Source organism: Streptomyces sp. NPDC001381 (assembly GCF_042895685.1).
In the GTDB taxonomy this organism is placed as follows: domain Bacteria; phylum Actinomycetota; class Actinomycetes; order Streptomycetales; family Streptomycetaceae; genus Streptomyces.
Genome location: NZ_JBIAWO010000008.1, coordinates 127,486 through 148,851, shown reverse-complemented (window position 1 = coordinate 148,851; position 21,366 = coordinate 127,486). Strand labels below are relative to the sequence as shown.

Below are 21,366 nucleotides of genomic sequence, written 5' to 3'. Positions count from 1 at the left end.
GAAGTGGTGTGGAGGGGGTCGACGCGGCGAGACCGGTCGCTTCGGACGACCCGGCCCCGGTGTCGTTCACCCGGGCCGTGGTGTCCCCCAGGCAGAACGGGCGATGATCGACATGCACGATGCCACCCCGCTCGACAGCGACTCCGGCGCCCAGGATCCGGCGGCGACGGCCACGGCCGTCATCGACGCCCGGGGGATGGTGACGGGGTGGAGCACGGGTGCCGAGCGCCTGCTCGGCTACCCCCGTCAGGAGGCGGTCGGGAGCCCCGTCGCCCGCCTGCTCGGCGCGGACGCGAGCGGCGAGGGAGGCTTTCGCGCGGCTCTCGGCGGGAGGAGCGCGACGGCCCTGCTCCGGCACCGGGACGGCCGGCGCGTGGAGGTGCGGCTGCGGGCGTATCCGTGGCTGGACGGCGAAGGCAACGCTCAGCAACTCGTCGTGGCGACGCCGCCGGAGCGTCCGCGTCCCGGCCCGGCGGCACCGCCCGGGCACCCGGGCATCGACCCGGCCACCGGTCAGGAGGCGTTCGCGCAGTGCCATCTGCCCGTGATGGTGTACGACGCCGGGCTTCGGGCCGTACGGGCGAGCGCCGGCGCCGAACGCGAGCTCGGCATGCGCGAGGAGCAGATGAGCGGCCGGCGGGTCACCGATCTCCTGCCGCCCCACATCTGCCACGCGGTCGAGGACGGCATGAGCCGCGTGTTCGCGACCGGCGAGACCGAACAGTTCCTCGTGCGGGGCAGGTCGCGGCCCGAAGCCCCCGAGAGGGTCTGGTCCATCACCGTGTCCCCGCTCCGGAGCCCGGCCGGGCAGGTGCGGCACCTGGAGCTGTCCGCACTCGACGTCACCGAGCAGCACCTGGCCCGGGAGCGGCTCGCGCTGCTCAACGACGTCAGCGCGCAGGTGGGCAGCACCCTGGACGTGATGCGCACGGCCCAGGAGATGGCCGACGCGACGGTGGGCCGGCTCGCCGACTTCGTCACCATCGACCTGCTGGACTCCCTGTTCCGCGGCGTCGAGCCGACGCCTTCCCCGACGGGCGCCGTCACCCTGCGCCGGGCGGCGCAGCAGTCCGTCCTGCCCGGCGTGCCCGAGGCGTTGATCCGCCCCGGCGACGCGGACGACTACCCCGAGTCGACGCCCCCCGCCCGCTGTCTGGCCACGGGCAGATCCTCGCTGCACCGCACGACGGACGAAGCGGTGAGGGCCTGGCGGCAGGCCGACCCCGGGCGGGCGGAAGTGGTCAGGGTGTTCGGAATCCACTCGGTGATGGCCATTCCGCTGCGCGCCCGCGGCATCACCCTCGGCGTGGCGGTCCTCGTCCGGCACCGGCGCGAGGAGCCCTTCACCCACGACGACCTGCTGCTGGCCGAGGAGATCGCCGCGCGAGCCGCCGTGGCCGTGGACAACGCCCGCCGCTACACCCTCGAACGTGACACCGCGCTGGCCCTGCAACGCAGCCTGCTCCCCCGCCGGCCCGCCGCCCAGCATGCGGTCGAGGTGGCTCATCGCTATCTGCCGGCCCGTACCCGGGCGGGACTCGGGGGCGACTGGTTCGACGTGATCCCCCTGTCGGGCGCCAGGGTCGCGCTCGTCGTGGGGGACGTGGTGGGCCACGGGCTGCGGGCCTCGGCCACCATGGGACGCCTGCGGACCGCGGTGCGCACCCTGGCCGACGTGGACCTTCCCGCCGACGAACTCCTCACCCAGCTCGACGACCTGGTCACCCACGTGGCGGCCGAGGAGGAGGCCCCCGGGGCGCACGAGCCCGATCTCGAGGTCTCCACCGACGTCGTCGCCACATGCCTGTACGTGGTCTACGATCCCGTCTCGCGCCGGTGCACGGCCGCCACCGCGGGCCATCCGCCGCCCGCCGTCGTCACGCCCGACGGGACGGTGGACTTCGCCGGCGTTCCTCCCGGCCCTCCGCTGGGTGTGGGCGGGCTGCCCTTCGAGACCCTGGAGTGGGAACTGCCCGCGGGCAGCATCCTCGCGCTGTACACCGACGGCCTCGTCCAGGGCGAGGAGCACGACCTGGGCGGCGGCCTGGCGCTGCTGCGCCGGCGCCTGGAGCGGCCCGCCCGGTCGCTGGAGGCCACCTGCGACGATCTGGTCCGGACGCTGCTCCCCGCGCAGCCCCCGGACGACATCGCCCTGCTCCTGGCCCGCACCCGGGCCCTCGACGCGCGCCACGTCGCCTCCTGGGACCTGCCCTCCGACCCCGCCGCGGTGGCCGACGCCCGTGCGGAGGTGCTGGCCCGGCTGACCGCGTGGCAGCTGGGCGAGGTGGCCTTCACGGCCGAACTGGTGGTGAGCGAACTCGTCACGAACGCGATCCGTTACGGGCAGCCGCCCGTACGGCTGCGGCTGATCCGCGAGGCCGCGCTCATCTGCGAGGTGTCCGACAGCAGCAGCACCGCGCCGCACATGCGACGGGCCCGCACCTTCGACGAGGGCGGCCGCGGTCTGCTGCTCGTCGCCCAGTTCGCGCAGCGCTGGGGCGCACGCCATCACGCCGACGGGAAGACCATCTGGGCGGAGATCGAACTTCCCGGCCCCCGGGCGTGAACGTCTCCCGGGGGCCGGCGGGGTGGGGGGAATCAGCCCTCGCGGACATCACCGGAGAGCGCCGGCACGGGCGTCCTCAAGCGCCGTACCTCTCCCGCAGCTCGATCTTGCGCACCTTCCCGGAGACCGTCATCGGGAACTCCTCCAGCACCTGGAGCCTGCTGGGGATCTTGTAGTGCGCGAGCCGCCCCTCGCAGTGGGCGCGCAGTTCCTCCAGCGTGAGCGGGTCCGCGGCGTCGCGCGGGATCACACAGGCGAGGACCTCCTCGCCGTACCGCTCGTGCGGGACGCCGACGACCTGGACGTCCTGGATCTTGGGGTGGCCGTGGAGGAACTCCTCGATCTCGCGCGGGTAGACGTTCTCCCCGCCCCGGATGATCATGTCCTTGATGCGGCCGACGATCTCCAGGTATCCGTCCTCGCGCATCACCGCCAGGTCCCCGGTGTGCATCCAGCGTCCCGCGTCGATCGCCTCGGCGGTCTTCTCCGGCTCGTTCCAGTAGCCGAGCATCACGCTGTAGCCGCGGGTGCACAGCTCGCCCGCGGCGCCCCGCGGCCGGGTCACCCCGGTCACCGGGTCGACGATCTTCACCTCGATGTGCGGCAGCACCCGCCCGACCGTGCCCGTACGGTGCTCCAGGTCGTCGTCGCGGCGGGTCTGGGTGGAGACCGGCGAGGTCTCGGTCATGCCGTAACAGATCGACACCTCGGCCATGTTCATCTCGGCGACGACCCGCTTCATCACCTCCACCGGGCAGGGCGAGCCCGCCATGATGCCGGTCCGCAGGGAGGAGAGGTCGTACGTCGCGAAGTCCGGCAGGTTCAGCTCCGCGATGAACATGGTCGGCACGCCGTACAGGGACGTGCACCGCTCCTGCTGCACCGCCTCCAGCGTGGCCCTCGGGTCGAAGGAGGGGGCCGGGATCACCACGCAGGCGCCGTGGGAGGTGGCCGCGAGGTTGCCCATCACCATGCCGAAACAGTGGTAGAAGGGCACCGGGACGCAGATCCGGTCCTGCTCGCTGTAGGCGATCATCTCGCCCACGAAGTAGCCGTTGTTGAGGATGTTGTGGTGGGAGAGGGTCGCGCCCTTGGGGAAGCCCGTGGTGCCCGAGGTGTACTGGATGTTGATCGGGTCGTCACAGGACAACTCGGCCGCGCGCAGCCGCAGTTCCTCCCGCAGTCCGGGGGTGGCGCGCGCGACCAGCGCGTCCCAGCTCGGGTCGCCGATGAACACGGTCTCCCGCAACCGGGGGCAGGAGCCCCGCACTTGGGCGACCATCGCCCGGTAGTCGCTGGTCTTGTGACCGGTCGAGGCGAACAGGACGGAGATCCCGGCCTGGCCCAGGACGTACTCCACCTCGTGGGTGCGGTACGCCGGGTTGATGTTCACCATGATCGCGCCGATGCGGGCGGTGGCGTACTGGACGAGCACCCACTCGGCGCAGTTGACGGCCCAGATGCCCACCCGGTCGCCCTTGGCGACCCCGCTCGCGAGCAGCGCGCCCGCCAACCGGTCGACGTCCGCGACGAGTTCGGCGTACGTCCAGCGCCTGCCGGACGGTACGTCGACGAGCGCCTCGCGGTCGGGCCAGAGCCCCGCCGCCCGGTCCAGGTTGGTGCCGATGGTGTCGCCGAGCAGCGGGGTCTCGCTCGTGCCGTGCGTGTAGGAGTTCACCGGAGCGATCACCGGAAGTCCTCCTCGCGGTACTCGTCCGCCGAGCCCGCCGCCGTGGCCTCGCGCAGCTCGATCCGGCGGATCTTGCCGGAGACGGTCTTGGGCAGCGGGGCGAACTCCAGCCGCCGGATCCGCTTGTACGGGGCCAGGACCTGGCGGGAGTGCTCGAACAGCACCTTCGCCGTGTCGGCGTCCGGCTCCCAGCCCCGCGCCAGCACCACGTACGCCTTGGGCACCGCGAGGCGCAGCTCGTCCGGTGCGGGCACCACGGCGGCCTCGGCCACCGCCTCGTGCTCCAGCAGCGCGCTCTCCAGCTCGAACGGGCTGATCTTGTAGTCGGAGGCCTTGAAGACGTCGTCGGCGCGGCCGACGTAGGTGAGGTAGCCGTCCTCGTCGCGGGCGCCGATGTCGCCGGTGCGGTAGTAGCCGCCGGCCATCGCCTCCGCCGTACGGTCGGCGTCCCCGTGGTAGCCGGCCATCAGCCCCACCGGCCGCACCGACAGGTCCAGCGCGATCTCCCCCTCCCGCGCGCCCGGGGCGCCCGAGACCGGGTCCAGCAGCTCCACCCGGTACCCCGGGCTCGGCCGCCCCATCGAACCGCTCTTCAGCGGCTGCCCGGGGCTGTTGGAGACCTGCACGGCCGTCTCCGTCTGCCCGAAGCCGTCCCGGATGGTCACCCCCCACGCCCGCCGGACCTGCTCGATCACCTCGGGGTTCAGCGGCTCCCCCGCCGCGACGACCTCCCGCGGCGGGACGCGCAGCTGGGTCAGGTCGGCCTGGATGAGCATCCGCCACACCGTCGGCGGCGCGCAGAAGGAGGTGACGCCCGCCCGGTCCATCTCCGACATCAGCCGGCCCGCGTCGAAGCGCGTGTAGTTGTGGATGAACACGGTCGCCTCCGCGTTCCACGGCGCGAACAGGTTCGACCAGGCGTGCTTGGCCCAGCCCGGCGAGGAGATGTTCAGATGCACGTCCCCCGGCCTCAGCCCGATCCAGTACATCGTCGCCAGGTGCCCGACCGGGTACGACGTGTGGGTGTGCTCGACCAGCTTGGGACGGGCGGTCGTGCCGGAGGTGAAGTACAGCATCAGGGGGTCGTCGGCGAGGGTGGGGCCGTCGGGGGTGAAGCCGGCGGGCGCGTCGCGGGCGTCCTCGTAGCGCTGCCAGCCCTCGGGCGCCCCGCCCACCGCGATCCGGGTGTAGTCGCCGGGGACCTCCGCGAACTTGCCGGCGTCCTCGGACCGCACGAGGACGTGCCGGACCCGGCCGCGCTCCACGCGGTCGCGCAGGTCGGCGGGGCCGAGCAGCGGGGTGGCGGGGATGACCACGGCGCGCAGCTTCATCGCGGCCAGGGCGGTCTCCCACAGCTCGGCCTGGTTGCCGAGCATGACGAGGATCCGGTCCTCGGCGGCCACGCCGCGCTCGCGCAGCCAGTTCGCGACGCGGTCGGAGCGCTCGGAGAGCTCGGCGAAGGTCAGCCGGGTCTGCGAGCCGTCCTCCTCCACGATGTGCAGCGCCGTGCGCTCGTTCCCGTCGGCGATGACGTCGAACCAGTCGAGGGCCCAGTTGAAGTGGGCGGGGCGGGGCCACTCGAAGCCCTCGTAGGCGGCCGTGTAGTCCTCACGGTGTTCCAGCAGGAAGTCCCGGGCTCTGCGGAACAGCTCCGTCGCCGTCGTCATCTGCGTCCTCCTCGGTGCCGGACCATTGCCGGGCGGCTCTCTGACATCGTGTAATCCGTGATGCAGGTCTCACTACCCCCGAACGGGGGGAGTGCGGGCACCCGGCCACCGGAAAGGGCGAGGACGTGGCAGCAGATCCTGCCGGGACGGCGGAGATTCGCGGTGCGCTGGCGCGGCTGCGGCGTGCGACGGGGCTGCCGGTCGTCTTCGGCGGCCTGGTGGAGCCGGGGCGGGCCCGGATGCGGATCAGCGAGTTCAGCGGCGCGGCCACCCTCGCGCTCAGCGGGCTCACGGTGACCTCCGGCAACGGCCTCGGCGGCAAGGCGGTCGCGCTGGGCCGCCCGTGCGCGGTGACCGACTACTCCCTCTCCCGGCAGATCAGCCACGAGTACGACGCGGCCGTCGCCGAGGAGGGTCTGCGCTCGGTGCTGGCGATCCCGGTGGTGGTGCGGCGCCGGGTGCGCGGTGTGCTGTACGGCGCCCTGCGCACCGCGCAGCCGCTGGGCGACCGGACGCTGAACGCGGCCGTGGACGTGGCACGGGACGTGGAGCAGGCGCTGGTCGTCGAGGACGAGGCGCGCGGCCTGCTGTCGGCGGGGCGGCCGCGGCCCGACCGCGAACCCGGCCCCGGGCCCGGCTGGGAGCAGGTGCGCGAGGCGCACGCCGCCCTGCGGGCGCTGGCCCCGCGGATCGGGGATCCGGCGTTGCGCGCGGAGCTGCTGGAGGCCTGCGGCAGGCTGGCCCCGGCTCCCGCGCAGCCGCAGGTCACGCTGGCGCCGCGGGAGCTGGACGTGCTGGCGTGCGTGGCGGCGGGGGCGACGAACGCGGTGGCGGCCGAGCGGCTGGGCCTGCGCCCGGAGACCGTCAAGGGGTACCTGCGGTCGGCGATGCGCAGGCTGGGCGCGCACACCCGCGGGGAGGCGGTGGCGGCGGCCCGCCGGGCGGGATTGCTGCCGTGAGCGGACGCGAGACTGTTCCTGTCGGTAACACGACCGTGGAAAAGTACTCGCACGCCCGTCGCGACGCCCGCCGCGGCACCGGGCGCGGCGGGCGGAGGGACCGCTCGGATCCAGCCAGGGAGGGGCCGCCACGACAACTAGCCATTCATCCGCCGCCGCAATGAATTTGCCTATGCATCAGGTTGTTATATCCCTCACCACGCCGTCCCTCCGAATTTCAAAGAGACATTGCCTAGAATTTGGCCCGGACACGACACTTGGAGGGGAGCGGTGACCGTGCGACGGGACTTCAAGGAGCCTGCCAGATGCCGCCCCGACCTGGTCATCGGCAGGGAGGAGCTGTTCGGCTCGGCCCGTGACCAGCTGGTCCGCGGCGGCAGTGTGCTGCTCCACGGCCCCGCCGGAATAGGAAAGTCGACCGTGCTGCGGGCATTGGCCGCGGATTACGGCGACGCGGCGCGCACCGTGTTGCGCTGCTCGGCGACCGAGTCCGAATCCCACCTCCCCTTCCTGGCCCTGGCCGACCTGTTCGGTCTGGTCCTGGACGAGATCTCGGACAAGCTGCCGACGGCCCAGCGCACGGCCCTGGAGTCGGCGCTCACCGGCCGCGGCGAGTCGACCCTGCAGCGCGACGGTCTCGCCCTGCGCCTCGCCGTGCTGTCCGCCCTGCGCGCGCTGGCCGCCTCCGGCCCCGTCCTGCTCGTCGCCGACGACCTCCAGTGGCTGGACTCGGCCAGCGCGGAGCTCCTCGGCTTCGCCGCCCGCCGCCTCGGCGACACCCCCGTGCAGCTGCTGTGCGCGGTCCGCACCGAGGGCCAGGAGTACGACCGCCATCTACGCGCGTCCCCGCCGGACACCCTCGCCGTCCGGCTGAACCCGCTCTCCCGCGCCCAGGTCTCGGTGCTGCTCGACCACCGCGGCTACACGGACCTGCCCCGCTCCACGGTCCGGGAGATCCACCGCACCAGCGGCGGCAACCCGCTGTTCGCCCTGGAGCTCGGCCGCGCCCTCGGCGAGAACCCGACCCCGCCGCGCCCCGGCGAGCCGCTGCCGGTGCCGACCTCGCTGCGCGCCCTGGTGCTCAGCCGTCTCGACATGCTCTCCGACGAGGCCCGCCGCACCCTGCTGGTGGCCAGCGCGGGCGCCCGCCCCACGCTGGCCCTGCTGCACGCGGCCGGCCGGGAGAACGCCGAGGCCGAGACCGCCCAGGCCGCCGAGCTCGGACTGCTGGCGACCGAGCCCGAGGGTCCCGCCGTACGGTTCGCGCATCCGCTGATCTCGGCGGCGCTGTACGCGGAGGCGCCCGCCCAGGAGCGGCGGGCCGCGCACGCCGCGCTGTCCACCGCGGCCTCCGACCCGATCGAACGGGCCCGCAACCTCGCCCTGGCGACCACCGGAACCGACCCGGAGGTGGCCGCCCGGCTCGCCGAGGCCGCGGCCCTCGCCCGCGACCGCGGCGCCCCGTCCGTCGCCGCCGCGCTCGGGCTGCTCGCCGCCCGGCACACCCCGCCGGACGGCACCCCCGCGCCGGACGAGCACCGTCTGCAGGCCGCCGAGGACGCGATCACCGCCGGTGAGGTGGACCTCGCCCGGGACATCGCGCGCGAGGTGCTGACCCGGGCCACCGTGCCCGCCGACCGGATCCGCGCCTGGGAGGTGGTCATCGAGGCCGCCGGGCAGGCCCTCGGCGACGTCGACGCCGTCTTCCCGCAGGCCCTCGCCGACGCCGGTGACGACCCCCGGCTGCTCGCCCTGGTCCACTACCACCTCGCCTGGCGCAAGCTGATCGTCGAGGGCGACTTCTCCGAGGCCCGCCAGGAGGCCGCGCACGCGGCGGAGCTGGCCGCGCGCGGCGGCGACCGGCGCACCGAGCTGATGGCGCTCTCCTTCCAGGCCTCCACCGAGACCCTGATGGGCCATCCGAACGCGCCCACCACCATCAAGCGGGCTCTGAAGGAGCCTCAGGACCCGTACGTGGCATGCCATCACAACGGTGTCGGGGCGGCCCGGTTCCGCTGGCTGCTGATGAGCGACCAGCTGCCGGAGGCCCGGGCCACCATCACCGCGCTGCTGCGTGAGGTGCGCCGGCGCGGCATGGTCGAGAGCGAGGTGCACTTCCAGCGCTTCCTCGCCGAGACCGAACTGCGCTCCGGGCACTGCGGGCGCGCCCTCGACCTGGCCCGGGAGAGCCTGCGGCTGGCCCGCGACTCCGGCATCGGGCTCGGCGCCTCCGCGATGCTCGCCTCCCTCGCCGAGGCCTCCGGCGGTGACGTGGACCGGGCCCTGGCCCTCGCCCGGGAGGCGGCGGAACGCGCCGAGGAGGACGGCGACCAGATGTACCTCTCGCGGGCGCTGGCCGCGCAGGGCCACGCCCAGCTGGTGGCCGGGGACGCCGCGGGCGCGGTCGGCTCGCTGCGCCGGGTGCGGGAGCTGGAGGTGGGCCTGCGCATCACCGACCCCGCGCGCGGCCGCTGGCACGGCGACCTCGCCGAGGCCCTGGTCCGGGTCGGCGAACCCGGCGAGGCGCAGGACGTCATCGACGTCGCCCGTGCGCACGCGCTGCGGCTCGGCCGGGAGAGCGTGCTCGCCGTTCTGGACCGGGCGGAGGCCCTCGTGCGGGCGGCGCACGGCGACCAGGAGGGGGCGCTGGCCCGGCTGACGTCCGTTCAGGACCGGCTGGCCAAACTGGGGTACGGCCTGGAGGAGGCGCGGGCCGCGTTCGCGCTGGCCCGGCTGCGCACCGGACGGCCCGGTCCGACGTCGTACGACGAGGCGGCGCGGCTGTTCCGGCGGTGCCGGGCGCTGCCCTGGCTGCGGCAGGTCGACGCGGCGGCCGCCGAGGGTGCCGCCGAGCCGGCCCGGGCCGCCGCGCAGGCTCCCGCGTCCGACGCCCTGGAGGGCCTGGCGTCGATGGAGCGTCAGGTCGCCGCGCTGGTCATGGAGGGCGCGACCAACAGGGAGATCGCCGCACGGCTGTTCATCAGCGTGAAGACGGTCGAGGCGACCCTCACCCGTGTCTACCGCAAGCTGGGGATCCGCTCCCGGGTGGACATCGTCCGCCTGGCGGCGGGGCGCCACGCGAAGTGAGCCAAGCGGGGGTTAACTGCCGTACGCGGGTTGACGGAGGGCCCGCCGCGGGGTGACCGAGGGTTTTCCCTGCCCCAACGCCCCTAGGGGGTTCCCTCATTGGGAGGTGGGTGTTCCCGCACCTAGCGTTTGGGATGTGCCGCTCGCCCGGGCACACGGGGGTCGGTCCCGCGACCCCCGTGCACGACCCCCCACACCCGCGCGACCCCCCACCGGCAAATCCCCCACGAGGAGACGCATGTTCGGGCTCAACCGTGCCAAGAAGGCCGCGGCCGTCGTCGCGGCCACCGCTGCCGCGGCGGCGACGGCTCTGCTCAGCGCCCCCACCGCTGTCGCAGCGCCGCAGCCCATCGTCGGCGGCACGACGACCACCACGACCTCCTACCCGTTCATGATGCAGATCACGGACGCCTCGCAGAACCAGTTCTGCGGTGGCACCCTCGTCTCGGCGACCAAGGTGGTCACGGCGGCCCACTGCATGGTCGGCGAGACCACCAGCAGTGTGAGAGTCGTCGGCGGACGCACCTACCTGAACGGCACGAACGGCACGGTCAGCCGGGTGAGCAAGATCTGGATCAACCCGGACTACACGGACGCCACCAACGGTGACGACGTGGCCGTCCTGACCCTGGCGACCTCGATGCCGTACACCACGGCGTCGTACGTCTCCTCGTCCCAGACCAGCGTGTACGCGGCCGGCACCACGGCCCGCATCCTCGGCTGGGGCACCACCTCGGAGAACGGCAGCTCCTCCAACCAGCTGCGGACCGCGACCGTCCCGATCGTGTCCGACTCCAGCTGCAAGAGCTCCTACGGTTCGGACTTCGTCCAGACCGACATGGTTTGCGCCGGATACACGTCCGGTGGCGTAGACACCTGCCAGGGCGACAGCGGCGGTCCCCTGCTCATCGGGGGCGTCCTGGCAGGGATCACTTCCTGGGGCGAGGGATGCGCGGAGGCCGGTTACCCGGGTGTGTACACCCGGCTGACCACCTTCTCCTCCCTCGTGACCGCGCAGGTCAACTCGTAGTGACCGCGTGACCCGTCAGAAGTCCTGAGCACCCCTCAGGTGAAGAACCAGGGGGCGCTGCGAGCCTCCACGAGCGGCCCGCAGCGCCCCCTTTCCATGTCCCGCGGCCGTCCGGCGGCATCCGCCCCCGGGCGGCCTCACGGCGTCTGCCGCCGTACGACGGCGCCGAACCGGATGTCGTACGACGCGCCCGGGTGCATCACGCGCAGCATCCGCTCCCCCTCCGCGGCCACGTCCTCCCGCCGCTCCTCGGTGAGGCGGTCGAAGGGCTCGACGACGAGAGCGTCCTCCTCCAGTTTCCACACGCCCGCCAGGAAGCCGTCGACGAGGAGGGTGCGGTGGGCCTGGTTGCCCTGCCAGGCGCGGCCCCGGTACGCGGGCGGCACGACCCGGGTGCGGTCGGCGTGGGAGAGGAGGAGGTTGTCGAACTCCGGCAGGAAGCGCGGTGGCGCCGGCGTCCCGGGGTCGGGGCGCGGGGCGTCGGGGAGGTCGAAGAGTTCGGTGCCGTGCTCGTCCCGGAAGGTGAGGAGTCCGGGGCGCAGGCGCTCGAAGGCCTCGCGCAGCCGGGTGAGCCCGGCCCAGGTCTGCATGTCCCGCACGGAGGCCGGTCCGAAGGCGGCGAGGTAGCGCAGGACGACGGCGTCCGGGGCGGGGGCCGGTTCCGCGGGCCGGCCGAGCCAGTGCTCGGCGGTGGTCAGGGCGACCTGTCCGCTCCTGCCCCACAGCCCGCGCGGGGTGACCTGGACCAGGGGCAGTCGGCACCGCGCGGCCACGGCCAGGGACTGCGGGTCGGCGTCGGGCCACTCGGCGGACAGGGCCTCGCGCAGCTGCTTCATGGTGCGCGGCTCGGCCTCCACGAGGTCCCGGGCCAGGGCGGCGAGCCGGTCGAGGTCGACGCCGGCGAGCCCGGCGCGGAAGTGCGTCAGCTCACGGTCACGGGCGGGCTGCACGAGCGGCCGCAGGACGAGGCAGTCGTCGGCGGTGTGGGTGTGGATGGTGGAGCGCATGGTGACGATCCGGACCGCCTCGCGGTCCGCCATCAGCGCCGACAACCGCTCGGGCGCGAAGCCGTCGAGGCGGGCGGCGAGCGCGTAGTAGGGCGGTCTGACGTTCTGGGCCTGCAGTCCCAGCAGGTGCTCCACCGCCGCCTTCACCGGCAGCGCGGCGGGCCGGAGGAGCAGCTGCCGGTCGAGGGTCGCGCGGTTGAGGGCGCGGGGGGAGAGCACGGGGCCGCCCGCGGACGTCGTCTTCGTCATGGACGGCAACCTAGCGAGTGACCAGGTCGTGTCCTCGCGAAGTCCCGCCGTTCGCCCGCAGGGCGGGCCTCGCGGCGTCGTGGGGGCCCCTCCCGCGCGAGCGAAGCCGGGCGTGGGGGAGCGTGCTCCCGGCGTGCCGGGCGGACGGCCTCGTACCGGGTGTACCCGGGCTTTCGCCCGGTGCGGCGAGAGCACGTGCCGGGCGTCGCGAGGCAGGCGGGACCTTGCGGACACGACCCAGGACAGGATCCGTCCGCCACGGCACGGGGCCCTCGGTGAGGCGGCCGCCCCGGAGGCGGTGGGGCCGGGATGTCCCGCGCCGTGATCACACGGACGTAGGCTCGGAGCACGAGACCGAGAGGCAGCCGCGATGCCCGATCACCCCCGTTCCCGGAAGTCCGTCTGGCGCCGCACCGCGCCCCCGCCGGAGCAGGCCCGCCCCGGCACCCCGGCACCGGCACCGGAGCCGGCCGGGACCGGCGAGGTCGCGAGCGTCGTCCAGGCGGTGCTGTACCGCGACGGCGTCCGCGTCTACACCCCGTCCGGCCTCGCGGAGACCTACCGTGCGCTGCGCGAGCGGCCGGACGGTATGGCGTGGATCGGCCTGGCCCGCCCCACCGAGGCCGAACTGCACTCCCTGGCCGCCGAGTTCGACCTGCATCCGCTCGCCGTCGAGGACGCGAAGGAGGCCCACCAGCGCCCCAAGCTGGAGCGTTACGGCGACACGCTCTTCGTCGTGCTGCGCGCCGCCCGCTACCTCGACGCCCCCGAGGAGATCGACTTCGGCGAGCTGCACGTGTTCGTCGGGCCCGACTTCGTCATCACCGTCCGCCACGGGGCGGCACCGGACCTGTCGGCGGTCCGCCGCCGCATGGAGGACAGCCCGGACCTGCTGAAGCTCGGCCCGGAGGCGGTCCTGTACGCCATCCTCGACGCGGTCGTCGACGGCTACCTGCCGGTCGTCTCGGGTGTCCAGAACGACATCGACGAGATCGAGACGGAGGTCTTCCGCGGGGACCCCGAGGTCTCCCGCCGCATCTACGAACTCTCCCGCGAGATGGTCGAGTTCCAGCGGGCCACCCGCCCCCTGGTGGGCATGCTGCACGGTCTGATGGCCGGTTTCTCCAAGTACGGCACGGACGAGGAACTCCAGCGCTACCTGCGCGACGTCGCCGACCACGTCACCCACACCAGCGAACGCGTCGACGGTTTCCGCCAGGCCCTCACCGAGATCCTCACCGTGAACGCGACCCTGGTCACCCAGCAGCAGAACGCGGAGATGCGGGCGCTGGCGGAGGCGGGGTTCCAGCAGAACGAGGAGATCAAGAAGATCTCGTCCTGGGCGGCGATCCTGTTCGCTCCGACGCTGGTCGGGACGATCTACGGGATGAACTTCGTACACATGCCCGAGTTGCACTGGGTGTTCGGATACCCCTTCGCCATCGCCCTCATGGCCGTGGTGTGCACCAGCCTGTACTTCATCTTCAAGCGGCGGGACTGGCTCTGAGCACGACCGGGAGGTGAGGGTGCCGGGGGTCGCGAGCAGCGGCCGCGGGCACCCGGCCCCGGGCGGGGCGATCACGAACGGGTGGATCCAGCCGAAAAAAAGCTTGAGCACAAATTACACACAATCCTCTCTTCATACCGGCCCCGATGGTCTAGATTGACCATGCTTCAGCTGAGGCGACCAGTAATCATCTATAGGTCCGGTGCTGCGGAACGCCAGCAGTCGCGTCTCCGACGCCGGGCGTGGGGGTGATCAGTTCGTGGAGCCCGGGGGGGCCTTGGGTGCGGGGAGCATCCGAGGTTGTGACGGGTTCCGGCACTCCTCACATGTCGGGCAGGACGTACGAGTCCATTGCCGCCGGGGCGGGTTCTTCGAGCAGCCCTGAAACAGCCGGGATGTCATGCGCGGGAGGCGGGGGCCTGCCGCAGGGAGGAACAGCGCGGCGCGGGGGGCGGGGGCCTCCCGAGGGGAGGAACAGTACGGGAGGGGCGGGGGCCTCCCGAGGGGAGGAACAGTGTTGGGCGAACACGTCGAACCACTGGGGAACCTGGGGGGTTCTGTGCGGCAAGGGGGACTGGTCAGCACGTTTCCGTCGGCGCGCGAGCAGCAGGTGAAGGGCGCCGTCGGCCGGCCCGTGATCGACTGGGAGCAGCGGTACCGACGCGCCGTGATCACCAGCGACACCGTGGCGACCGCCGTCGTGGTGGCGGGGATCGGCAACTTCTTCGGGGCCCGGGACGCGGCCAACTGGCATGAGAAGTGGGGCATTCTCGCGTTCGGCACCGAGCTGCTGGTGCTGGGGGCGCTCGCGGTGAGCCGGTCGTGGGCTCCGGCCGTGCTCGGCCAGGGCGCCGAGGAGTTCCGCCGGCTGGGACGCTCGCTGTTCACGGCGACCGTCGTCCTGGCCCTCGGCGGGATCGCCCTCACCTCGCGCAACATCAAGCTCTGGATCTTCGTGGCGATCCCCGCGATCGCGGTCGTCACCATGACCGTGCGGTATCTGCTGCGGCTCTCACTGCACAAACAGCGCAAGGACGGACTGTGTCTGCGACCGGTGCTCGCCGCCGGGAGCCCGGACACCGTGCACGACCTGATCACCCGTACCCGCAAGTTCCCGCACCTGGGCTGGCGGGTGGACGCGGTGTGCACGACGGACGGTCCCGGGCTCGACGGTGACCTGCTGGACGGAGTACCGGTCGTCGGCCGGCTGGCGGACGTCGCCAAGCACGTCCACGGCGACGGCTACCGTGTCGTCGCGGTCACACCGGACCCGCACTGGTCACCGGAGCGGCTGCAACGGCTGGCCTGGAACCTCGAAGGCACCGACACCGAGATGGTCGTGGCGCCCGTGCTGATGGAGGTGGCCGGCCCGCGGCTGCACGTCGACGCGGTGCTCGGGATCCCGTTGCTGCGGGTCAGCATGCCGACCTTCACCGGGGGCCGCCGGGCGGTCAAAGGGGTCGTCGACCGGACGGGCGCGGCGGTCCTGCTGATGCTGTTCGCGCCGCTGATGGTGCTGGTCGGGCTGCTCGTCCTGGTGGACAGCCGGGGTGGGGCGTTCTACCGCCAGCGCAGGGTCGGCAAGGACGGCCGCGAGTTCACCATGCTCAAGTTCCGCACCATGGTCGCCGGGGCCGACCGGGCACGTGCCGAGCTGGCCGACCGCAACGAGGGCGCCGGCCCGCTGTTCAAGCTGCGCCGGGATCCGCGGGTGACCCGGGTGGGATCGGTGCTGCGCCGGTACTCGCTCGACGAACTCCCGCAGCTTTTCAACGTGCTCACCGGATCGATGTCGCTCGTCGGTCCGCGGCCTCCGCTGCCGGAGGAGTGCGCCTCGTACGGCCCGGACATCCGGCGGCGGCTGCTGGTCAAGCCCGGACTCACCGGCCTGTGGCAGATCAGCGGACGCAGCGACCTGTCGTGGGAGGAGGCGGTCCGGCTGGACCTGCGGTACGTCGAGGACTGGTCGCTCGCCCTGGACACAGTGATCTTGTGGAAGACGCTGCGTGCGGTGCTCTACGGGCAGGGCGCCTACTGATGCGCGGGGGGCGTCGCCCGGCCGGGCGCGCGGACCGCAGGCCACAAGGCCTGCCTGGGGGGAGGAACGGGTCATGAGAGTCAGCGTTTTCGGGCTCGGCTACGTGGGCTGCGTGTCGGCCGCGTGCCTGGCCAGCATGGGTCACGAGGTCATCGGGGTGGACGTGAACCAGGTGAAGGTCGACCTGGTCAACGCCGGCAAGGCCCCGGTGGTCGAGGAACGGATCGGCGAACTCGTCGCCGACGTCGTGCGGACCGGGGCGCTGCGTGCCACCGGCGACGTCCGCGAGGCGATCATGGACAGCGAGGTGTCGCTGGTCTGCGTGGGCACGCCGTCGGAGCCCAACGGCAGCCTGTGCACCACGTACTTGGAGCGGGTCACCGAGCAGATCGGCGCCGCGCTGGCCGAACGGGGCGGGCGGCACACCGTCGTGTTCCGCAGCACCATGCTCCCGGGCACCTGCCTGAACCTGCTGGTGCCGATCCTGGAGAAGTACGTCGGCGGCACGGCCGGGGTGGACGTCGGGGTCGCGGTCAACCCGGAGTTCCTGCGCGAGGGCACCAGCGTGCGGGACTTCTTCGACCCGCCCAAGACCGTCATCGGCGAACTCGATCCGGCGAGCGGCGACGCGGTGATGGCGCTGTACGAGGGCCTGCCCGGAGAGGTGTTCCGGGTGCCGGTCCCGACGGCCGAGGCGATCAAGTACGCGGACAACGCGTTCCACGGCCTCAAGATCGGCTTCGCGAACGAGCTGGGCGCGGTGTGCCAGGCGCTCGGGGTGGACTCGCACCAGGTGATGGACGTGTTCCTGGCCGACCGCAAACTGAACATCAGCCCCGCCTACCTGCGGCCCGGCTTCGCCTTCGGCGGCTCCTGCCTGCCCAAGGACCTGCGCAGCCTGGTCCACGCGGCGCAGCGGGCCGACGTCTCGGTGCCCATCCTCGCCCATGTGCTGTCCTCCAACTCCGACCATCTGCAGCGCGCGGTGGACCTGGTCGAGCGCACCGGCAAGCGCCGGGTGGGCCTGTTCGGGCTGTCCTTCAAACCCGGCACCGACGACCTGCGCGAGAGCCCGCTCGTCGAACTGGCGGAAAGGCTCTTCGGCAAGGGGTACGACCTGCGGATCCATGACGCCAACGTCAGCCTCTCCCGGCTGATCGGCGCGAACCGCGAGTACATCGAGACCCGGCTGCCGCACCTCGCGCAACTGCTCGCGGATTCCGTCGAGGAGGTGCTCGAGCACGCCGAGGTGTGCCTGGTCGGAACCAGGGATCCGGCCGTGCTGTCGGCGCTGCCCCACGGGGACGGCCCGGTGATCGTCGACCTCGTCCGCCTTCCCGACGCCGAGGCGCGCCGGGCCGAACCGGGATACATGGGCCTTGCTTGGTGACACTGCCGGCGGCGACGGTTCGGGCCGGCGCGCGCTGATCCTGGTGGAGAACCTGTCGGTGCCGTTCGACCGGCGGGTGTGGCAGGAGTGCACGACGCTGCGCGACGCGGGCTGGGAGGTGCACGTCATCTGTCCCCGGGGGAACAAGCGGGACACGGAGCCGGAGGCGGTGGTCGACGGGGTGCGGATCCACCGCTACCCGTTGCGCGCGGCCACCGGAGGACCGGCCGGCTACCTGCGGGAGTACGGATCGGCGCTGTGGCACACGGCCCGGCTGGCCCGCAAGGTCGGCCCGGTCGACGTGGTCCACGCCTGCAACCCGCCCGACCTGCTGTTCCTGCCGGCGCTGTGGCTGAAGCGGCGCGGCGCGCGGTTCGTCTTCGACCAGCACGACCTGGTGCCCGAGCTGTACCTCTCCCGGTTCGGCCGCGGCAAGGACGTGCTCTACCGCGCCGTGTGCGCGCTGGAACGGCTGACCTACCGGGCGGCGGACGTCGTGCTCGCCACGAACGAGAGCTACCGGGACGTCGCGGTGCGCCGTGGCGGCCGGCGGCCGCAGGACGTGTTCGTGGTGCGCAGCGCGCCCGACACCGAACGGTTCCACCCCGTGCCGCCCGAGCCGGAGCTGAAGCGCGGCAAGCCTCATCTGCTGTGCTATCTCGGCGTGATGGGCCCGCAGGACGGCGTCGACTACGCCCTGCGGGCGCTCGCGAAGCTGCGCGACGAGTTCGGGCGGACCGACTGGCACGCGGTGTTCGTCGGCGCCGGCGACACCTTCGACGCGATGGTGGAGCTCTCCCGGCGGCTCGGGCTCGCGGACCAGGTGCAGTTCACCGGGCGCATCCCGGACGCCGACCTGGTGCGCTACCTGTCCACCGCGGACGTGTGCCTCTCCCCCGACCCGCGCAATCCGCTCAACGACGTGTCGACCATGAACAAGGTCCTGGAGTACATGGTGATGGGCCGGCCGATCGTCTCGTTCGACCTCCGGGAGGCGCGCGTCTCCGCCGGTGACGCCGCCGTCTACGCGTCCGCGAACGACGAGGCCGAGTTCGCCGGGCTCGTCGCGCTGCTGCTGGACGACCCGGAGAAGCGGGCCCGGATGGGAAAGACCGGCCAGGAGCGGATCGGCGGGCCGCTCTCCTGGCGGAACTCCCAGCGCTCGCTGCTCGCCGCCTACGCCGCTGCCTGCCGCGACCGGACTCCGGCGCCGGCGCGCGACCCGGACCCGGCAGGGGAAGGTCGCACCATTGAGCGATGACACGATACGCCTGGTCACGATCGGGCGGATTATCCGTCGGCGCTGGCGGCTGCTCACCCTCCTCGCCCTGGTGGGTGCGCTCGTCGGCTACGGCGCCTCCCTGCTCTTCCCGCCGCGCTACACGACCTCGGCGTCGGTGCTGCTGCCGGGGACGTGGGAGGAGCGCGAGCTGCTGACCCAGACGGAGGTGGCGACCAGTTCGGTGGTGGTCGACCGCGCGGCCGCCAAGCTCGGCTGGACCGGGGTGAGCGGCAGCGACCTGCGGGATCAGGTCAGCGCCAAGGCAACCGACGGGAACATCATCAAGATCTCCGGCACGGCCGACACCCCGGAGCGCGCACAGCGGCTCTCCGACCAGGTGGCCAAGGAGTTCGTCTCCTACGCCACACGGATCGCGAGCGAGAGCGCCGACCCCGGGGCGGCGGCGGAGCTCGACGCGCTTCAGCAGTCGGTCGAGGACACCAGCCGCCGCATCAGCGAGCTGGCCGACGCGGCCGATCCCGGGCAGACCGTGGAGAGCGTGCAGACCCGCACCGAGCTGGAGAAGCTGCGCACCGCGCTGCGGGAGGCCATCAACACGCTGGAGCAGGCCGACCCGTCCGACGACGAGGCGAAGAACATGGTCGTCATGGGGTCGGCGGCCCGGCCCACCGGCGAGGCACCGCCGACACGGACGCAGCTCATCGCCGGCGGCGCGCTGCTGTTCTTCCTGTTCGCCGTCATCGGGCATCTCACCGCCGCGCGGATGAGCCGCCGCCTGCGCGGGGAACCGGAGATCGCCGAGGCGCTGGGCTCGGCGCTGCTGGGTACCGTCGACGTACCCGTCGAGCGGCCCACGCACCGGCCGGAGGGCCGCGGCCCGCGGGCCTGGGTCCGCCGGCTGCTGGGCCTCGACGTCCGCTGGGACATCCCGGCCCCGCAGACGTCCGGCGACGAGGCCAGCAGGCAGATCCGCTACCGGCGGGTGTGCTCACGTCTCCGGGACCAGCTGCCGGCCCCGCGACGGCTGCTGGTCGTCTTCCCCGAGGGGGACGACATCGCCCGCCGGGCCGCCGAGCAGCTCGTCGTCGAGGCCGGGAGCGATCCGCCGGCGCGGGCGGTGGCGGTTCCGGTGTCCCGGCCGATGGTGCCGGACAGCGGCTACGAGTCCGGTGCCCTGGTCGTGCTCAGCGCCGGCAGCTGGACCGCGGCGGAGCTGGCCGGCATCGCCGAGGCGTGTGCGGACGCCCGGCACGCGGTCGTCGGCGTCGTCGTCGCCGGCCCGGTCCGTGCGACGCGGCCGGCCGGCCGCCGTCGGCAGGCCGCCGCACCGGCGCTCGCGGAGTTCGACGGCGAGCTGGACGACGCGACGGGGGTCACAGGGTGACGACGAGTACGGCCCCGGAGCCGTCGGCCGCCGCTCCGCTGCTGGATCTGCAGGCCCTGGTGGCGGCGGTGCGCAGACGGCGCCGCCTCTGGTGCTCCCTCGCGCTGCTGGGGCTGCTCGTCGGCGCGGCGGCGGCGTTCCTGCTGCCGCGGCCGCCGACCGCGGTGACCAAGGTGCTGGTCGCGCACGAGGAGGACCAGCCGAACGACCCCGGAACGCTGATCCGTACCGACGTCGCGCTGCTGCAGACCACACGGATCGCCGAAAAGGCCCTGAAGTCCCTCAAGTCCCGGGAAGAGGCCGAGGACTTCATGCAGGACTACAGCGGTACCGGTGTGACCAACAACGTGCTGCTGATCACCGTGACCGGTGACACCGACGCGGAAGCGGTGGCCCGCGCCAAGGCGTTGGCCGACGCGTTCGTCACGGACCACGTGCGGCGGATACGGGAGGCCGCGGACGCCGAGTCCAAGGCCCTGCTCGACCAGCGTGACCAGCTGAAGGGCCAACTGGCCCGGGTCAACAAGGCGATCGGGGACGGAACGCAGGCGAGCGGGCCGGAGTCGTCGGCGGACCTGGAGTCGCTCTACGCCCGCCGGGCCGAACTCACCTCGCAGATCACCGATTTCAGCCAGCGCGCCGCGGAGGCGAGCATCGGCACGCCCCGGCTCGTCGCCGGCACGCAGATCGTGGACGCCCCGCACACGGTGCGGCACTCCCTGCCCAGGGCCGCCGCCACCGACGCCGGGATCGGGCTCTTCCTCGGGCTCTTCCTCGGGCTCGCGGTGGCCGCGGTCGGCGCGGTGGTGGCGGACCGTCCCGTGCTGCGCCGGGAGATCGCCGCGAACCTCGGCGCCTCGGTCATCGCGGAGCTGCCCCACCGGTCGGCCGGGCGATGGCAGCGCCGCCGGGTCCGGGCGGCACGCGAACGGCTCACCACGTCCCTGGCCCGGGCCGTGCGCGGCTCCGCGGAACCCGTGTCGCTGCTGGAACTGGGCTGTGCGCGCCACACGAGCGTGATCGCCCTGGACCTCGCCAGGGCCCTGGCGGCGGAGGGGCCGGTGGTCGTCGTCGACGGTCTGCCCGGCCGGCAGCTCGCCGGCCGCCGCCCGAAGCCGGGGGACCCGGCCGTGGTCACCGGCGAGGACGCCGCGGCCGGGCCGCACCAGGAGCGCCGGCTCGGCGTCGGGTCGGTGGCGCCCGGCACGGCGTGGACCGACCTCCAGTACCTCGGCACACGGACCGTGCTCGTCGTGCGCGCCGGACACGGCAACGGCGCATGGCTGCACACCGTGGCGCGGCAACTCGCGGACCAGCACATTCCGGTGATCGGTGTGGTGCTGATCGACCCCGATCCGCGGGACCGGACCGACGGCACGCTGTGGGACGGGCCGCACACGGCGCTGCGCGGCCGGAGCGAGCGGCCGGCCCGGCAGAACGACGGGGGTACCTCCCAGGCCGTTCAGGCGGTGGAGGGCCGGCGATGGACGGAGCGGCTGCCGATGTGGGCGGCGCGAGTCCCGGACAGCGACCAGGAGGCGCGGTAGCA

13 protein-coding genes are annotated in these 21,366 nt (G+C 73.1%); 10 read left to right on the top strand and 3 right to left on the bottom strand.

The window, feature by feature from the left end:
* Nucleotides 1-103 precede the first annotated feature (103 nt).
* The gene (locus tag ACFY2L_RS30180) at nucleotides 104-2,566 is read left to right on the top strand and encodes a SpoIIE family protein phosphatase (protein ID WP_390823964.1); all 2,463 of its coding nucleotides are present in this window, start codon (nucleotides 104-106) and stop codon (nucleotides 2,564-2,566) included.
* A 76-nt stretch (nucleotides 2,567-2,642) separates the two neighbouring features.
* On the opposite strand, the gene ACFY2L_RS30175 is transcribed toward ACFY2L_RS30180, so the two are convergent.
* Nucleotides 2,643-4,244 carry an AMP-binding protein gene (locus ACFY2L_RS30175; RefSeq protein WP_390658996.1) on the bottom strand — a complete coding sequence of 534 codons (1,602 nt, stop codon included), beginning with the start codon at nucleotides 4,242-4,244 and terminating at the stop codon, nucleotides 2,643-2,645.
* 8 nt (nucleotides 4,245-4,252) lie between these two features.
* Entirely contained in the window at nucleotides 4,253-5,923 is a 1,671-nt protein-coding gene (locus tag ACFY2L_RS30170; protein ID WP_390823963.1) for an AMP-binding protein, read from the bottom strand.
* Between the two features lie 125 nt (nucleotides 5,924-6,048).
* On the opposite strand from ACFY2L_RS30170, the gene ACFY2L_RS30165 reads away from it, so the two are divergent.
* The 3 genes from ACFY2L_RS30165 to ACFY2L_RS30155 all read left to right on the top strand — a co-directional run bounded on the left by ACFY2L_RS30165 (nucleotide 6,049) and on the right by ACFY2L_RS30155 (nucleotide 10,999).
* Complete coding sequence (locus ACFY2L_RS30165) at nucleotides 6,049-6,882, top strand: response regulator transcription factor (protein WP_390658917.1); 834 nt, start codon at nucleotides 6,049-6,051, stop codon at nucleotides 6,880-6,882.
* A gap of 270 nt (nucleotides 6,883-7,152) precedes the next feature.
* The gene (locus ACFY2L_RS30160) at nucleotides 7,153-9,969 is read left to right on the top strand and encodes an ATP-binding protein (RefSeq protein ID WP_390658918.1); all 2,817 of its coding nucleotides are present in this window, start codon (nucleotides 7,153-7,155) and stop codon (nucleotides 9,967-9,969) included.
* Between the two features lie 238 nt (nucleotides 9,970-10,207).
* Nucleotides 10,208-10,999: a S1 family peptidase gene (locus ACFY2L_RS30155; protein ID WP_390658919.1), complete on the top strand. Its 792-nt coding sequence runs from the start codon at nucleotides 10,208-10,210 to the stop codon at nucleotides 10,997-10,999.
* Nucleotides 11,000-11,136: 137 nt separating this feature from the next.
* Here ACFY2L_RS30155 and ACFY2L_RS30150 read toward each other — a convergent pair whose 3' ends face one another.
* Complete coding sequence (locus ACFY2L_RS30150) at nucleotides 11,137-12,255, bottom strand: winged helix DNA-binding domain-containing protein (protein WP_390823962.1); 1,119 nt, start codon at nucleotides 12,253-12,255, stop codon at nucleotides 11,137-11,139.
* Nucleotides 12,256-12,625: 370 nt separating this feature from the next.
* Between ACFY2L_RS30150 and ACFY2L_RS30145 the strand changes: the two genes are divergently transcribed.
* The 6 genes from ACFY2L_RS30145 (at nucleotide 12,626) to ACFY2L_RS30120 (ending at nucleotide 21,364) form a co-directional block, all read left to right on the top strand.
* Nucleotides 12,626-13,762: a magnesium and cobalt transport protein CorA gene (locus tag ACFY2L_RS30145; RefSeq protein ID WP_390658921.1), complete on the top strand. Its 1,137-nt coding sequence runs from the start codon at nucleotides 12,626-12,628 to the stop codon at nucleotides 13,760-13,762.
* A 559-nt stretch (nucleotides 13,763-14,321) separates the two neighbouring features.
* A complete protein-coding gene (locus ACFY2L_RS30140) occupies nucleotides 14,322-15,800 on the top strand; it encodes a sugar transferase (RefSeq protein WP_390658922.1) in 1,479 nt (492 codons plus the stop codon).
* A gap of 73 nt (nucleotides 15,801-15,873) precedes the next feature.
* Nucleotides 15,874-17,190 carry a nucleotide sugar dehydrogenase gene (locus ACFY2L_RS30135; protein WP_390658923.1) on the top strand — a complete coding sequence of 439 codons (1,317 nt, stop codon included), beginning with the start codon at nucleotides 15,874-15,876 and terminating at the stop codon, nucleotides 17,188-17,190.
* Nucleotides 17,180-18,451 (top strand): glycosyltransferase family 4 protein, encoded by a 1,272-nt coding sequence (locus tag ACFY2L_RS30130; RefSeq protein ID WP_390658924.1) that lies wholly within the window; start codon nucleotides 17,180-17,182, stop codon nucleotides 18,449-18,451. The genes ACFY2L_RS30135 and ACFY2L_RS30130 overlap by 11 nt, the downstream gene beginning before the upstream one ends.
* The gene (locus ACFY2L_RS30125; RefSeq protein WP_390823961.1) at nucleotides 18,441-19,817 is read left to right on the top strand and encodes a Wzz/FepE/Etk N-terminal domain-containing protein; all 1,377 of its coding nucleotides are present in this window, start codon (nucleotides 18,441-18,443) and stop codon (nucleotides 19,815-19,817) included. The genes ACFY2L_RS30130 and ACFY2L_RS30125 overlap by 11 nt, the downstream gene beginning before the upstream one ends.
* Nucleotides 19,814-21,364 (top strand): Wzz/FepE/Etk N-terminal domain-containing protein, encoded by a 1,551-nt coding sequence (locus ACFY2L_RS30120; protein WP_390823960.1) that lies wholly within the window; start codon nucleotides 19,814-19,816, stop codon nucleotides 21,362-21,364. Before ACFY2L_RS30125 ends, ACFY2L_RS30120 begins: the two co-directional genes overlap by 4 nt.
* Nucleotides 21,365-21,366 lie beyond the last annotated feature (2 nt).

Bases quoted from the DNA above. Each gene is read 5' to 3' on its own strand.
- ACFY2L_RS30180 (WP_390823964.1), top strand. From the start codon at position 104: ATGATCGACATGCACGATGCCACCCCGCTCGACAGCGACTCCGGCGCC.
- ACFY2L_RS30170 (WP_390823963.1), bottom strand. From the start codon at position 5,923: ATGACGACGGCGACGGAGCTGTTCCGCAGAGCCCGGGACTTCCTGCTG.
- ACFY2L_RS30155 (WP_390658919.1), top strand. From the start codon at position 10,208: ATGTTCGGGCTCAACCGTGCCAAGAAGGCCGCGGCCGTCGTCGCGGCC.
- ACFY2L_RS30150 (WP_390823962.1), bottom strand. From the start codon at position 12,255: ATGACGAAGACGACGTCCGCGGGCGGCCCCGTGCTCTCCCCCCGCGCC.
- ACFY2L_RS30145 (WP_390658921.1), top strand. From the start codon at position 12,626: ATGCCCGATCACCCCCGTTCCCGGAAGTCCGTCTGGCGCCGCACCGCG.
- ACFY2L_RS30135 (WP_390658923.1), top strand. From the start codon at position 15,874: ATGAGAGTCAGCGTTTTCGGGCTCGGCTACGTGGGCTGCGTGTCGGCC.